The 15,121-nt window shown below is 62.1% G+C and carries 13 protein-coding genes and 1 pseudogene; 13 read left to right on the top strand and 1 reads right to left on the bottom strand.

What is annotated here, in order from left to right; genetic code table 11:
• Positions 1-78: 78 nt before the first annotated feature.
• A complete protein-coding gene (fdhD, locus tag ACZK4Z_RS10820) occupies positions 79-939 on the bottom strand; it encodes a formate dehydrogenase accessory sulfurtransferase FdhD (RefSeq protein WP_026070516.1) in 861 nt (286 codons plus the stop codon).
• A 477-nt stretch (positions 940-1,416) separates the two neighbouring features.
• On the opposite strand from fdhD, the gene ACZK4Z_RS10825 reads away from it, so the two are divergent.
• The 13 genes and pseudogenes from ACZK4Z_RS10825 (at position 1,417) to ACZK4Z_RS10885 (ending at position 14,970) form a co-directional block, all read left to right on the top strand.
• Positions 1,417-3,690: an FdhF/YdeP family oxidoreductase gene (locus tag ACZK4Z_RS10825; RefSeq protein ID WP_026070515.1), complete on the top strand. Its 2,274-nt coding sequence runs from the start codon at positions 1,417-1,419 to the stop codon at positions 3,688-3,690.
• Positions 3,691-3,721: 31 nt separating this feature from the next.
• On the top strand, positions 3,722-4,762 hold the full coding sequence (gene moaA / locus ACZK4Z_RS10830) for a GTP 3',8-cyclase MoaA (RefSeq protein WP_017354497.1): 1,041 nt from the start codon (positions 3,722-3,724) through the stop codon (positions 4,760-4,762).
• An 8-nt stretch (positions 4,763-4,770) separates the two neighbouring features.
• Positions 4,771-5,769, top strand: a complete 999-nt coding sequence (gene moaCB / locus ACZK4Z_RS10835) for a bifunctional molybdenum cofactor biosynthesis protein MoaC/MoaB (protein WP_026070513.1) — start codon at positions 4,771-4,773, stop codon at positions 5,767-5,769.
• A complete protein-coding gene (locus tag ACZK4Z_RS10840; RefSeq protein ID WP_017354495.1) occupies positions 5,766-7,019 on the top strand; it encodes a molybdopterin molybdotransferase MoeA in 1,254 nt (417 codons plus the stop codon). Before moaCB ends, ACZK4Z_RS10840 begins: the two co-directional genes overlap by 4 nt.
• Positions 7,019-7,279, top strand: coding sequence for a MoaD/ThiS family protein (locus ACZK4Z_RS10845; protein WP_017354494.1), 261 nt, complete (start codon positions 7,019-7,021; stop codon positions 7,277-7,279). Before ACZK4Z_RS10840 ends, ACZK4Z_RS10845 begins: the two co-directional genes overlap by 1 nt.
• A 3-nt stretch (positions 7,280-7,282) precedes the next feature.
• Complete coding sequence (locus ACZK4Z_RS10850) at positions 7,283-7,801, top strand: molybdenum cofactor biosynthesis protein MoaE (protein ID WP_017354493.1); 519 nt, start codon at positions 7,283-7,285, stop codon at positions 7,799-7,801.
• Positions 7,767-8,333 (top strand): molybdenum cofactor guanylyltransferase, encoded by a 567-nt coding sequence (gene mobA, locus ACZK4Z_RS10855; protein ID WP_026070512.1) that lies wholly within the window; start codon positions 7,767-7,769, stop codon positions 8,331-8,333. The genes ACZK4Z_RS10850 and mobA overlap by 35 nt, the downstream gene beginning before the upstream one ends.
• Positions 8,330-8,689, top strand: coding sequence for a hypothetical protein (locus ACZK4Z_RS10860; RefSeq protein ID WP_017354491.1), 360 nt, complete (start codon positions 8,330-8,332; stop codon positions 8,687-8,689). The genes mobA and ACZK4Z_RS10860 overlap by 4 nt, the downstream gene beginning before the upstream one ends.
• 87 nt (positions 8,690-8,776) lie before the next feature.
• Positions 8,777-9,520: a molybdate ABC transporter substrate-binding protein gene (modA, locus tag ACZK4Z_RS10865; protein WP_026070511.1), complete on the top strand. Its 744-nt coding sequence runs from the start codon at positions 8,777-8,779 to the stop codon at positions 9,518-9,520.
• Positions 9,521-9,523: 3 nt separating this feature from the next.
• Positions 9,524-10,207: a molybdate ABC transporter permease subunit gene (gene modB / locus ACZK4Z_RS10870; protein ID WP_005413347.1), complete on the top strand. Its 684-nt coding sequence runs from the start codon at positions 9,524-9,526 to the stop codon at positions 10,205-10,207.
• Positions 10,197-10,856 (top strand): annotated as a pseudogene (locus tag ACZK4Z_RS10875) (ATP-binding cassette domain-containing protein); the annotation flags it as partial. The gene modB and the pseudogene ACZK4Z_RS10875, both read left to right, overlap by 11 nt.
• A 685-nt stretch (positions 10,857-11,541) precedes the next feature.
• Positions 11,542-12,939 (top strand): sigma-54-dependent transcriptional regulator, encoded by a 1,398-nt coding sequence (locus tag ACZK4Z_RS10880; RefSeq protein WP_026070510.1) that lies wholly within the window; start codon positions 11,542-11,544, stop codon positions 12,937-12,939.
• 9 nt (positions 12,940-12,948) lie between these two features.
• Positions 12,949-14,970, top strand: a complete 2,022-nt coding sequence (locus ACZK4Z_RS10885) for a cache domain-containing protein (protein ID WP_017354487.1) — start codon at positions 12,949-12,951, stop codon at positions 14,968-14,970.
• The last annotated feature ends 151 nt before the right edge of the window (positions 14,971-15,121 follow it).

Raw genomic sequence — 15,121 nt, forward strand, 5'->3', positions numbered from 1 at the left:
GCGGCTCAAGTTCCGATGGTGCCTAGCAATTTCATCGGCGGAGATCCTTGCTCATTGCACGGCAGGCGTCATCTGGCGTCATACGGCTGCTAGGTGTGCAGCTTCCAAATCGAGTAGGCGCTGGGGGTGTGAATAGATGTTGAAGCCATCCGAGCGCGCGAAACCGACAAGACAGATCCCTGCGGCCTTTGCGAGATCTATGGCTAAGGCTGTGGGTGCCGATACCGCTGCAACGATCGCCATGCCTGCATAGGCGGCCTTACTCACCATTTCGTAGCTAGCACGGCTAGATAGAAGCACGAGACCTTCGTTGGTTGAAGTCGATGAGCGCCTCATTGCACCAATGAGCTTATCTAGTGCGTTGTGCCTGCCCACGTCTTCGCGTACCACTTCGATAGCTCCGTCCGGGAGAACCCATGCTGCTGCGTGGGTTGAGCCGGCAGCCTCGTTCATTGGCTGTAGCCCTTTTAGCGAGGACAGTGCTACGCGTAGCGCCAAGGCGGAGTAGGTGGTGGGTCGGTCGATTGGCAAAGGCATTCTGAGCACTTGCTCCAGTCGACTAGCTCCACATAGCCCGCAACCGCTACGCCCGGGTAGGTTGCGGGTGGCGTCGTTGGGCATTGACACGATGGGCGCACTATCTGTGACTTCCATCGCCAGCTCAATGCCTTCCAGCGATGGCCTCACTTCAATCCGGAGAAGTTGGGAGGGATCAGAAATTGTTCCCTCCGTCATGGAAAAGCCCAGCGCAAAGTCTTCCAGATCCGTTGGGCTGGCCATCATCACCGAGAAAGGACTGTCGTTGTAGAGCATCGCGACAGGCACTTCTTCGGCAACGCTGTCCATGATTGAGCCGCGCTCGCCACCACGCCACCGAAGGGTTCTTCGATATGCGATGCCGCAGGGCTCGTTGGCAGGTACTGGGCTGGGCGCTTGCATGGAGATGAGGCCTGGCGGGGAGGGAAGCCGGTAACGATGATCTGGGCGTGCAGGGTCCCTCGGGTCGGGGACTTCTTAGTGGTTTGACAGTGCGGAGAGTATCCCAAGGCGTACACCCCGCTGCGGTCAAAATTTACAAATGTTCGCAGATGGACAGTTTGGCTGAGTTGATCCGACATTCTGTTCGAGGGGCTGTGGCCCGCCTGTCCGCTACATGTGCCTGTAGCTAGAAAACGCCCGATAAATTAGATAGTTACAATCGATGGCGGGTGGCGTGAAGACCTGTTCGTGGTGAGGGCCAGGATGAGCGCTTCGGGTCCGTTGAGGCACTCGTATCGGACACCAGTGCCTCGATTCGATCCCCGGCGTGTACGCCGGACGTCTTGTCTGGGCAGGGTGGACATACTGTCCGTGGAAGGGGAGGCCGTCGCGTGCTTAACTTTTCCCACTCCCAATTGCATGCTGCGAGTGCCTGTCATGTCAGAGCAGAAGATCCCCCGTTACAAAGCCTACGACCATCCTGCCGGTGGTTGGGGTGCCGCCGGTGCAACCGCCAAGGTTCTGATGCAGCAGAGCGTCATTGCCAAGGGATCTAAAGCGCTTTTGTCGATGAATCAGCCTGGGGGATTCAAGTGCCCCAGTTGCGCTTTCCCGGATGCAGATCACACCAAGAAGCTGGAGTTCTGCGAAAACGGTGCGAAGGCCTTGGCATGGGAGGCAACCAAGCATCGCGCCACGCGTGAGTTCTTCGCGGAGCACACTGTCCAGGAGCTGATGGCGCAGTCCGACTATTGGCTGGAGATGCAGGGTCGATTGACCGAGCCGATGCGATATGACCCGGTATCCGACCATTACGTTCCTTGTAGCTGGGATGAGGCCTTCGCGCTGATCGGGCGACACCTGCAGGCCCTGTCCAGCCCGCATGAGGCTGAGTTCTACACCTCGGGGAGGACGCCGAACGAAGCCGCGTTCCTGTACTCGATCTTCGTGCGCGAGTTCGGAACCAACAACTTCCCGGACTGCTCGAACATGTGCCACGAGCCGACCAGCCGGGGGTTGCCGCCGGCAATTGGTGTCGGCAAGGGCACTATCGTGCTCGATGACTTTGAGCATGCTGAGGCCATCTTCGTCATCGGCCAGAACACAGGCACCAACTCACCACGAATGATGTCCAACTTGGTGGAGGCGCGGAAGCGTAATGCTCCAATTGTCGCGGTCAATCCTATGCCGGAACGTGCGCTGATTCGCTTTGCCGAGCCCCAGGACGTCGTGCAGATGGCCACGTTTGGCTCCACCGAGATTTCCAGTGAATTTGTACACATTCGCATCGGCGGTGACCTGGCCCTGATCAAGGGCATCATGAAGGCTATGTTCGAGCGGGAAGCGGCCGGCGAGTCTGTTCTCGATCACGAATTCCTGACCGAGCACACCGTCGGGCTGGAGGCATTGCGTGAAGAAGTGATGTCCCTGGAGTGGAGCCAGATCGTCCAAGTGTCCGGGATCAAGAAGGAGCAGATTCTGCGTTGTGCAGAGATCTACATCCGTTCCCGTGCGACCATTATCTGCTATGGCATGGGCCTGACCCAGCACCAGCAAGGATCTCGCCTTTTGCAGCAGGTTGCCAATCTGCTGATGCTGCGCGGCAACTTCGGAAAGCCCGGGGCGGGCATTGCTCCTATTCGCGGCCATTCCAACGTGCAAGGCGACCGTACCGTCGGCATTGATGAGAAGCCGACGCAACGCTACCTGGACCAAGTTCGCGACGTGTTCGGGTTCGAACCGCCGCGCGAACATGGGCACCATGTGGTTGAGTCTATTGAGGCGATGCTGGCTGGAACCGCCAAGGTCTTCATCGGCATGGGCGGGAACTTCATCCATGCTGTTCCTGATACCGAAATTGCCTACAGGGCAATGCGTGGTCTTGAGCTTACGGTTGGCATCGCCACCAAACTCAACCGTGGCCACCTAGTGCATGGCAAGGAGGCGCTGATCCTACCGGTGGTGGCGCGCTCGGAGTGGATCCATACCCCGCTGGGTGAGCAGTTTGTCACCATTGAGGATGCCATGTCGAATGTCACCGCATCCCGTGGAGTACTGGAGCCTGTGAGTGAACATGTTCTTCCGGAAGTTGAGATCGTGTGCCGCATGGCAATGGCAACACTGCCGGACAGCAAGGTCGACTGGGCAGCTTGCATGCACGATTACAACCATGTTCGTGAGCTGATCGCGGCGGTCTATCCCAGCATCTACGCAGACTTCAATGAACGGATCCAGGCGCCGCGTGGCTTCCACTTGGACATTCCGCCGCGCCGCCGTGAGTGGCCGACACCTAACGGGAAGGCCAATATTCTGGTGTTGCCGGGTCTTGAAGTGAACGACCTGGTCGAGGATCCCACTATGCTTCGGCTGGCCACGGTTCGCTCCCATGACCAGTACAACACGACAATCTACAGCTACAACGATCGCTATCGCGGTGTGTATAACGATCGAATGATCCTCTTCATGAACCTGGAAGATCGAGTAGCACGAGGGATTGGGAAGGAGGAACAGGTGAGCCTCGAGACGATCTCCAGTGATGGCGTCTGCCGGCGGGTCGATGGGTTGACTGTGCTTGACTATCCGATGCCGCGTGGCGCGATTGCGGGCTACTACCCTGAACTCAATCCACTGCTACCTCTGGATTACTTCGATCGCATCAGTGGTACCCCCGCGGCGAAGTCGATCCCGGTCAGGGTGGTCATTTCACAGTGATTGCGCCGGCATGTCGTAGGGAGGACTAAGAATGTCAGCCGAGCTCATTCGGGCGCCAGAGCCGGTAGGTGAGGGCGCACTGGCAGATCATCCCCGCCAACTCACCGACGGTTTCGGACGCAGCTTTCCGTACCTGCGCCTTTCGTTGACCGAAGCCTGCAACTTCCGTTGCAGCTACTGCCTGCCCGACGGCTACCAGGCCGATGGCCGCCCGCGCTTCCTGCAGGTGGAAGAAATCGCGCGCCTGGTGCGTGCGTTTGCCGCGCTGGGCATGAGCAAGATCCGCCTGACCGGCGGCGAGCCCAGCCTGCGCAAGGACCTGGATGAGATCATCGCCACCGTGGCGGCGGTGCCGGGCATCCGCAAGGTGGCCATCACCACCAATGGCACGTTGCTACCGCGGCGCCTGCCGGGCTGGCACCGCGCCGGCCTGACCGCGCTGAACGTGAGCATGGACAGCCTGCAGCGCGAACGTTTCAAGACCATCACCGGGCATGACCGCCTGCCGGAGATCGAACAGGGCCTGGCCCTGGCGCAGGCGCTGGGCCTGCCGGCGATCAAGCTCAATGCGGTGCTGCTGCGTGGCCTGAACGACGACGAGCTGCCGCAGTGGATGGACTACCTGCGTGACCGCCCCTTCAGCGTGCGCTTCATCGAACTGATGCGCACCGGCGACAACGAAGCCTATTTCCAGCGCCACCACCTGCGCGCCGACGTGGTGATCGAGCAGCTGCTGGCGGCTGGCTGGCACGAACGGCCGCGCGCCGCCGATGCCGGCCCGGCGCGTGAGTACAGCCACCCGGACCATCGCGGCACGGTGGGCATCATCGCCCCGTATTCGCGTGACTTCTGCAAGGGCTGCAACCGCCTGCGGGTGACCGCCAAGGGTGACCTGCGGCTGTGCCTGTTCGGCGAGTTCGGCGTGCCGCTGCGCCCGCTGCTGCAGAGCGACGATGACCATGACGCGCTGCTGGCACGCATTACCACGCAGCTTGGCCTGAAAGCGGCCGGGCATGGACTGCACCAGGGCCAGACCGGGCTGACCCCGCACCTGGCCTCCATCGGAGGATGAGCAACACGATGAGTGGGGAATTGAATGCGGCCTTCCATATGGCCGATGTCCGCGACAAGCGCATCACCCGCCGACGTGCGGTGGCGGTGGGCGAGCTGCATGCCGGTCCAGTGGCCTATCCGCTGATCGTCGAGCGCCGCCTGCCCAAGGGCGATGCGCTGGTGATGGCCGAGATTGCCGGCCTGCAGGGCGCCAAGATGGCCTCGATGCTGATGCCACTGTGCCACCCGCTGCCGCTGGAACTGGTGCAGGTGTTCTGCGCGCCGGTACCGGAACGGCAGGCGATCCGCGTGTGGTGCGAGTGCGCCAGCGAGGCGCGCACCGGCGTGGAGATGGAGGCACTGGCCGGCGTCAACGCGGCGCTGCTTACCCTGTACGACCTGAGCAAGCCGGTGGAACCGGCCCTGCGCATCGAAGGTATCCGCCTGCTGTTCAAGGAAGGCGGCAAGCGCGGTGTCTGGCTGCACCCCGACGGCATGGACGATGCCGAGCGCACGCGTTTCAAGCCGCGTGCGCCGAAGGGCCTGGAGGGCGCGGCCTGCGCGGTGATCACGCTGAGCGATCGCGCCAGCGACGGCACCTATGAGGATATCTCTGGCCCGACCCTGGTGACCGGCCTGAAAAAGCTGGGCGGCGAGGTGGTGGCCGCTGAGGTGTTGCCCGATGGCATCGAGCCATTGGCGGGTCGCCTGCAGGCCTTGGCCGCCGAGGGCGTGCGCCTGTGCCTGTGTACCGGTGGTACCGGACTGGGCCCGCGTGACCTGACCCCGGAGGCGCTCCGTTCCCTGAACGCGCGGCCGGTACATGGCCTGGCGCAGATGGTGCGCGCGCTGAGTGCACAGCACACGCCGATGGCCTGGCTGAGCCGCGCCGAGGTGGTGCAGCTGGGCAACATGCTGGTGTTCGCGCTGCCCGGCAGCCCGAAGGCGGCGGCGCAGTGCCTGGATATCCTGGCGCCGGTACTGGGCCACGCCCTGGCGATGGTCGAGGGGGATGGCCACTCATGATTCCCTATTGCGAAGCCTTGCAGCACCTGCTGGACGCGGCCACGCCGCTGCCGGCCGAGCGCGTGCCGCTGCATGAAGCCGGCGGCCGTACCCTGGCCAGTGACATCCACAGCGGGCAGTCGTTGCCGCCGTTCGACAATTCGGCGATGGACGGCTTTGCGCTGCGCGCCAACGGCGCGACGTTCGAGGCCGGTACCGAATTCGCGGTGCAGGGCTGGCAGGCAGCCGGCGATGCCGGCGCCGAAGGCGGCGAGGGTGCCTGGGAAATCATGACCGGAGCGCGCATGCCGGTTGGCCTGGATACGGTGGTGCCGGTCGAGAACGTGGAGATCCTCGCCAGCGAGGACGGCCGCCCGACCCGCATCGCGCTGACCGCGACGGTGAAGCCGGGCCAGAACGTGCGCCTGCGCGGCCAGGACGTGCGCGAGGGTGAGCGCGTGCTGTGCGCCGGCCAGGTGCTGGATATCAATGCCCGCACCCTGCTGCACGCCCTGGGCGTGGGTGAGGTGGCGGTGGTGGCGCGGCCGAGGGCGGCGGTGATCGCCACCGGCAAGGAACTGGTGACCGAGGCGGCGCAGGCGCTGGAATCGGGCCAGATCCGTGACAGCAATCGCCCCTACCTGGTGGGCCGCCTGCAGGCGGCCGGTGCCGAGGTGGTCTGGCAGGGCACGGTGGGCGACGACGTGGCCGCGTTCAATGCGGTGCTGGATGAAGCGCTGGCCGCTGGCGCGCAGCTGCTGATCAGTACCGGCGCGGTGTCGGCCGGCCGCTACGACTTCGTTCCCGATGCGCTGCGTGGCCGTGGTGCGCGCATCGTCTTCCATAAGGTGGCGATCCGCCCCGGCAAGCCGTTGTTGTTCGCGGTGTTGCCCAATGGCGCGCTGTACTTCGGCCTGCCCGGCAACCCGGTTTCGGCTGCCGTGGGCCAGCGCTTCTTCGTCGAGCCGGTACTGCGCCGCCTGCTGGGGCTTGCACCGGAACCGGTGTTGCGGCTGCCGCTGCAGGCCGACGTGCGCAAGCCGCCCGGTCTGCGCTTCCACGCGCGGGCGCGGGTGGAAATGGACGGGCAGGGGCGCCTGAGTGCGCGCGTACTGTCCGGGCAGGAGTCGTTCCGTTTGATGTCCATGCTGCAGGCCAACGCCTGGGTGGTGCTGGAGGCCGAGGGAGACCTGGCCAGCGCTGGCACCTTCGTGCGCGTGCAGGGCTGGGGTCACCACGAACCGGTGCAGCTGGTGAGCCAGGAGTCATGATGAAACAGGTGAATCTGCAGTTGTTCGGTGCGTTTTCCGATCTGGATGCCAGCCGCGAAATCGCCGTCGATGTGGCCGGTGGCACCGTGGCCGATCTGCGCCAGGCGCTGCGCGAGCTGCTGCCGGTGCGTTGGCCGGGTTTCCGCGCGGGCCTGCTGGACTACTCGGCGTTTGCCGACCAGCAACGCGTGCTGCGCGACCACGAGGCGCTGCCCGACGATGGCCGCGTGGCGATCCTGCCACCAGTGAGCGGGGGCTGAGCGATGAGCGAGAAGATCATCGCGACGGTGGTGGACCGCGCGCAGGCGGCGATCGATCCGGCCGAAGGCATCGCGGCGGTATCTGATCCGGGCTTCGGCGGCATCGACGTGTTCATCGGCAAGGTGCGCGACGTCAACATCGGCCGGCCGGTGACCGGGATCACGTACGACCTGTTCGAACCTTTGGTGCTGAACGAGTTCAAGCGCCTGGCGGCAGAGGTCGAGGCGACGTTCGGTCCGAAGCTGAAGCTGTATGTGGCCCACGCCAAGGGCCGGTTGGGCATTGGCGATGTGGCGGTGGTGGTGGCCGCCGGCAGCCCGCATCGAGACGAGGCATTCCGGGCCTGCCGGCAGTTGATCGAGGTGGTCAAGCACCAGTGCCCGATCTGGAAGCAGGAGCATTACGAGGACGGCGACAGCGAGTGGACCGAAGGCTGCAGTCTCTGCCATGCGGATAACGAACCCACGCAAGCTCATGACAATGCCCATGAATGTGCACACGATCACGAACATTCCCACTGACGGCATCGTGCTGGCCGGTGGTCTTTCCAGCCGGATGGGCCGTGACAAGGCGCTGCTACCGTGGCACGGGCGAACCCTGCTAGAGCACATGCGTGGCCTGCTGCGACAGGCAGGTGCGGAAAGGGTATGGGTGAGTGGCAACTACCCGGCCTTCGGTGGCATTCCTGATCGCGTGGCACGCTGCGGCCCGTTGGGCGGGCTCTACAGTGTGGCCATGTGCATGCCGGACGCTGCCGCTCTGGTGCTTCCGGTGGATACGCCCAATGTGACCCCGGCGTTACTACAACGGTTACGTGATGCGCCTTCGGCTGCCTGTGTGCTGTTTGCGGAAGAACCCCTGCCGATGCGGTTGCAGATTGATGACCATTGCCGGCATGTGTTGCGGGAATTGATCGAGAATCCGGCGGCGCACCGCTCGCTACACGCCCTGCGAGAACGCTTGGGCGCAATCGAGCTGCCACTGGCGGATAGCGAATACGACCAGCTACTCAACTGCAACACCTCAACCGAGCTCGAGTTCATTGCATCATGAAAGTCCAGCTACAGCGGCAGGCAGTTCGTCTGCGCGTTGATGAAGAGGAGCTAGCGCAGTTGCTGGCCGGCGAATCGGTGGAGAACCTGACGCGGTTCGGCGGCGATCGCGGCTGGGGCATGGTGCTATCACTGCATGCAGGGCAACAGGCGGTGCTTCTGGAGGGGAGCGAGTACTGCCGGTTGATGCTTCCTCGCGAAGCGGTTCAGTCCTTGGCATTACGTTTGCCCTGTCGTGATGGTCTGGGTTTTGGCATTGCGCTGGATGATGACATCTCGCTGCAGCTTCAATTCGATGTGGATGTACGAGACAGCCTGCGCCAACGAGGTCCGCACCGTCGTGCACCCTCTACCTAGCTCTGGGCGGGCCAGCTATGTAGCGCCTGCGATGCCAAGGATAGGCGGTGAAACCGATCTAAACCCAACCAAACGGGGAAACCAATGATGAAACGAGTTGGACTGTTGTTGCTGGGACTGCTGGCCACGGTGCCGGCCTTGGCGGCCGACCTGACGGTGTCGGCGGCATCGAGCTTGACCGAGAGCTTCCGCGAACTGGGCACCGCCTATGAGAAGGCACACCCGGGAACCAAGGTCGATTTCAACTTCGCCGCGTCCGGCGTGCTGCTGCAGCAGATCAGCCGCGGCGCGCCGGTGGATGTGTTCGCGTCGGCCGATGAAACCACGATGGACCAGGCCCAGCAGCAGGACCTGCTGGCGGCCGGCACCCGCGAGGTGTTCGCGGTGAACGCGCTGTGGGTGGTGGTGCCGCCGCAGGCCAAGGCTGCGCCGCGTACCTTGAAGGACCTGGCCGGTGCCGGTGTGCAGCGCATCGCACTGGGCAACCCGGACAGCGTGCCGGTCGGCCGCTATGCCAAGGGCGCGCTGGAAGCGGCGGGCCTGTGGCCGTCGGTGCAGGGCAAGACCATCACCACGCAGAACGTTCGCCAGTCGCTGGACTACGTGGCGCGCGGTGAAGTGGATGCCGGCTTCGTCTATGCCACCGATGCGCAGGCGATGCCTGATCGGGTGCGCCGTGCCTTCGCGGTGCCGGTGGCGGGGCGCATTGCCTATCCGTTGGCGGTGACCAAGGCCAGTGCGCAACCGGTTGAAGCCAAGCGCTTCACCACCTTCGTGCGTTCGGCACAGGGCCAGGCGATCCTGGCCAAGCATGGGTTCGGCAAGCCCTGAGGCATGGATCTCGACTGGAGCGCACTGTGGTTGTCGCTGAAGGTGGCCGGCTGGGCCACCGCGATCAATCTGGTGCTGGGCGTGGCACTGGGCGCGCTGCTGGCACGTCGGCGATTTCCTGGCCGTGAGCTGCTGGATTCGCTGCTGACCCTGCCGATGGTGCTGCCGCCGACCGTGCTGGGGTATTACCTGCTGGTGCTGATCGGCCGCAACGGCCCGATCGGCGCGTGGCTGCAGTCGTGGTTCGGCATCAACCTGGTGTTCACCTGGCAGGCGGCGGTGATCGCTGCGGCGGTGGCCTCGCTGCCGCTGGTGTTCAAGCCGGCACGCGCGGCGTTCGAGGAAGTGGATGGACAGTTGGAGCAGGCCGCACGCACGCTCGGTGTGTCCGAAGCAGCGGTGTTCTTCCGCATCACGCTGCCGCTGGCGTGGCGCGGCATCCTCGCCGGCCTGCTGCTGGCGTTTGCACGCGCGATGGGCGAGTTCGGCGCGACGCTGATGGTGGCGGGCAGCATTCCCGGCCGCACGCAGACGCTGTCGATCGCCATCTACGAAGCGGTGCAGGCCGGCCAGGACGGCAAGGCCAATGCGCTGGTGATCCTGACCTCGGTGGTGTGCATCGTGATCCTGCTGCTGGCCGCGCGGCTGGTGGGCGGACGTCGCCGGGAGCTGCGTGATGTGGCTTGACCTGCAGGTGCAGCGTCGCCTGCAGGCGGCCGGCCAGGATTTCGTATTGGACGTGTCGCTGCAGTGCACGCAGCGGCAGGTGGTGCTGTTCGGGCCCTCGGGCGCGGGCAAGAGCCTGACCCTGAAGGCGGTGGCCGGGCTGCTGAGGCCGGGCCAGGGTCATGTGCGCCTACAGGGGCAGACCCTGTTCGATGCGGCCACCGGTGTGGATCTGCCGCCGCAGCACCGCCGGCTGGGCTACGTGTTCCAGGATTACGCGCTGTTCCCACACCTGAGCGTGCGCCAGAACGTGGCGTTCGGTCTGCAGAAGGGCTGGTTGAATCCGCGGGTCGGCCAGCGCTTCGATGCGGTGGAGCAGTGGTTGCACGCATTCCGCATCGATACGGTGGGTGATCTGCTGCCCTCGCAGGTGTCCGGCGGCCAGCGCCAGCGTACCGCCTTGGCACGCGCCTTGGTGACGCAGCCGCAGGCGCTGCTGCTGGATGAACCGTTCTCCGCGCTGGACCAGGATCTTCGCCAGCACTTGCGGCAGGAGCTGGAGGCCGTGCTGGACGGGGCCGGTATTCCACTGCTGCTGATCAGCCATGATCCCAACGACATTGAGATATTTGGGGGCCAGATCGCCTGCATCGAAAATGGGCGACTGATCTCTCCTCCCGGCTCGCGTCAGAGGCCGACCCGTCAGCCCCGCCTTCTACCATCCTTAGTCGGCTCCCCAACAAGCCCGGGTCTTGAGGGGAAGAGCAACCATCAGTCAGTCGGAGACTCAGAGAGTCCAAAGCCACGATACATCTGCCCGCGAGCCGCGCAAATGGGAGACGACCCTGGTGCATAGGCATCTCTATGCCGGTAGGCGAGCGGTAGGGCCTGGACCTTCTTGCAAGGCGGATCGACTCGCCCGCGCTTGGCCGCGCTGCGTGGCTCCGGCCGAGGCGGGGACAACGCGCACCCAGCGCTTCCCATATGGCCGAATTGGCGTAATGATCCGCTCGAAGGGAGCGAGACTTCTCCAGCCTCCCGTGGCGACCGACCGCCGAGGGGCTTGGAGGGGCACGGAGGCCATTGGCGCTCTGGGCAATATGGCGAGGAGCCCCCGGTCCGTTTGGCCACCAAGAGGTCGATACTAGGCTCGTAGGGCAAGAGTTCCGGATTGGCATATGACTGAGGTCGACAGCATTGAACGTCTCAGACTGGCCTTTGGTGCACAACGTCCTACGTCGTGAGAGGGGGTGTTTTGTTCGATATGTCACCCGTCATCTAGCGGTCGAAAGATCGAAATGAACTCGAACACGAATCGACGGAACTAGCCACGCTTCAATTGTACTGAGGGAAACATGACGCCAAAGAGCGCCAACCAATCTTCCGAAGAGCGCGCAAACGGCGATCTTGCATGGCCGGACCTTGCGCGCTCATCGATACTGATCGTTGACGACGAACCTGGCATGCGTAGCTTCTTGGTTCGTGCCTTGCGACCGCGATGCAAAGTTGTGGAAGCTGCAGCTGACACCATTGAAGCGGAGCAGCATCTGACGGAGCGCCACTTTGACATCGTGATTGTGGACAACGTGTTGCCAGGGAAGAGTGGCATCGCGTGGCTGGAGGACCAGCGCAGGGGAGGGGTCTTGGCCGACTTCATTCTGATTACTGCGTACGCAGACTTGGATTCCGCTATCGGCGCTATCCGCGCGGGAGCGGCTGATTTTCTTCTCAAGCCTTTCAGAACCAATCAGTTGCTGGCCGCTATATCGCGCTGCCTGGAACGCGGTCGCCTACGGCGGGAGAATGCCATTCTCCGTCACGAGCTACATGGCTCCGGTGCACCAGCTGCGCTTCGAGACAGGCTCACAGGTAGCTCGCGTGCGATTCAGGCCACCAAGGATCTGATCGCGAAGGTCGCACCACTGCCCAGTAGCGTGCTGTTCACTGGAGAATCCGGCTCTGGAAAGGAGGTTGCCGCAAGATCGCTGCACGCGTTGTCCGCACGGGCATCTCATCCTTTCATTCCAATAAATTGTGCAGCTGTTCCCAGCGAGTTGATTGACGTTGAACTGTTCGGGAGTCTCAAAGGAACGTTCAGTGGAGCGAACTCGTCTCGCCAAGGACTGGTCGCCTATGCAGAAGGCGGAACATTGCTGTTTGACGAAGTCGCTGATCTTCCCTTGGCTCTCCAAGGAAAGCTGCTAAGGATGCTTGAAGATAGACGGATACGACCAGTTGGCGCAGATCGGGAGATTCCGATCGATGTCAGATTCATCTTCTCAACCAACAAGAATTTGGTTGCGGAAGTGAAGAATGGAACATTCCGGTCGGATCTCTACTATCGCATCAACGTTCTCGAGGTGTCGCTTCCTCGCCTTCATGACCGCGGCGCTGATGTGTTGGAGCTGGCGGCGGGCTTCATGCGTGAGCTGGGGCTGCAGCTTGGCCTTCAACCGATTCCGATCGACGAAAGGATCCGGGCATATCTTCAGAGCTACTCGTGGCCCGGGAACGTCCGCGAGCTTCACAACTACGTTGAGCGTAGCCTGATACTCGGACACTTTCCGACTCAGCTTGAGCGGTTGGAGTCACTCTCTGACCCACGAAGCCGGCTGCTCTCGGAGGTCGAGCGCAGGCACATCCTTGCAGTGCTTCGTGAGACTGGCGGAGATCGCGAAAGAGCGGCCACGATCTTGGGCATATCGCGAAAGACGATTGATCGTAAGTGCTCCAGTTGGAATGTATCAGCCTAGGAATCTGCAATGAACCGAGCGCGCTCAGTTCGCTTCCGCCTGCTTCTAATCGCGATCCTTCCAATGTTTGTGATCCTGCCGGCTATCGTCGGCGGACTCATCTACCAATGGGATTTGCGCTTCGACCGACTGCTCGCCTCGAAGGTTGGCGGGGACCTGAAAGTTGCGGGACAGTACATGAACCAGCTGCTCGTCAACGACCGCGCGACGCTGGCTGCGATTGCTGATTCGCAGAGCTTCCATGGCGTCATTAGCCAGGGGGTCAACAAGAATGCAGAGCTTGGCAGCCTACTAGCGTCGAAAGCCCAAGGTGGTTCACTAGACTTCATCGCACTGTTGGATTCAAACGGTCGCTTGTTGGCTAGTAGTGAGCCGGCCTCGCCAGCTGAGCTTGACTTGGACTGGTCAGTCATCGAAAAGGCCCTGAAGGGAGCGTCCAGCGTGGAGGTGGGGGTGGTAAGCCGGGACGATCTGATGGAGATCTCCCCAAAGCTCGCCGCACGGGCCGAGGTCATTCGTCCGCATAACGCAAGGAATCCTGTCGATTCGGCCCAGAGTGAGAAGCGGGGCCTAATGATTCAAGCTGCAACGCCGGTTGCACTTCCAAACAATCAGGTTGGCGTCTTGATTGCGGGTACTCTGCTGAACCACAACACCGAGTTCATCAAGCAGATCACTGATCTTGTCTACCGAGATAAGGCCCTGCGTACTGGCGCAACAGGGATAGCCTCCATCTTCCTTGGTGATACCCGCATCAGCACCAACGCGTTGTTGGCGGGAGGGAACCCAGCGTCGGGGACACGGGTGTCTTCTGAAGTGGCCGAGGCCGTGCTGGGCCAGGGAAAGACCTGGCAGGCGAGAGCCTACGTAGTCAATGATTGGTACATTGCCGGCTATATGCCCATTCTCAATGGCCGGGGCGTACCTATTGGTATGCTCTTCGTGGGCTTTCTGGAGGAGCCATTCACCACCGCCCGTCGAAATTCCATCGGAGCGATCGTGTTCGGTTGCCTCCTTGTTGCAGTCATCACCGTACCCCTTTTTCTGTACATCGCTCGCGGCGTGTTCAAGCCACTTGAGCGGATGGATCAGGCAATTGGACGGGTCAAGGCGGGCGACCGCAGTGCTCGCTCCGGAGCAGGGGCATCCAATGATGAAATCGGACGTGTCGCTTCGCACTTGGACCAGCTGCTCTGTCAGCTGGAAGAGAAGGAACGGCAGCTGGTCGCCTGGAACGAGGAGCTCAATTCCAGGGTAGAGGAGCGAACTGCTGGTCTCGCACTAGCCAATAGACGGTTGGAAGAGACGACCCAGCACCTGATTGTCACTGAGAAGCTGGCAACAATTGGCGAGATCGCAGCAGGAATAGCGCACGAGATCAACAATCCGCTTGCCGTCATGCAGGGGAACCTCGAGCTTCTGCGTGACTCGATCAGGGAGCCCGAGGGTCAAGGGTTTGGAGAAGAGATTGACCTCATTGAGGATCAAATTGGGCGTATCAGCACCATTGTTTCCAAGTTGCTGCAGTTCTCCAAGCCCAGTGAGTACTCCGGTCATAGTGAGCTGTTAGAGCCTGCCACGCTGATGTTGGAGACGCTGCCCCTGATTCAACACCTCATCAAGCGCCATCCCGTGAAGATAGAGAAGAACTTCCTGTCCACACGGCTCGTAACGGGCAATCGGGGCGAGCTGCAGCAAATTCTTGTGAACCTCCTGATCAATGCAATCTATGTCATGCAGAAGGGCGGAACGCTGGGATTGGCGACGTTGGACGTTGACGACGTTCATGGTCACCCTGGCGTCGCTTTGCGAGTCTCAGATACTGGAAGCGGCATTCCTCAGGACATTCTGGTCCGAATTTTTGAGCCATTCTTTACGACCAAACATCGTCAAGGTACTGGGCTGGGTCTTTCCATCAGTCAGATGCTTGCCAACCGCCACGGTGGCAGCCTGTCGGTAGTGAGAACCGGCCTGACAGGGACGGTCATTGAACTATGGATGCCCGAGGCTGCCGACGATGAACTGCTTTAGACCTGCTGTAGCAGTGTCATGCGAACGGCGTGATGTCATTCGCATTTCGAACTCAAGTGGAAGGAATTTGTTGCCTAGGCGTATCGACGCCAGCAGTCGATCAATGAATCAGAGGTTGGCATGACACACCGTCTCCCAGATGTTGAAACGA

This window comes from Stenotrophomonas sp. 71799_Sma, from assembly GCF_056482505.1.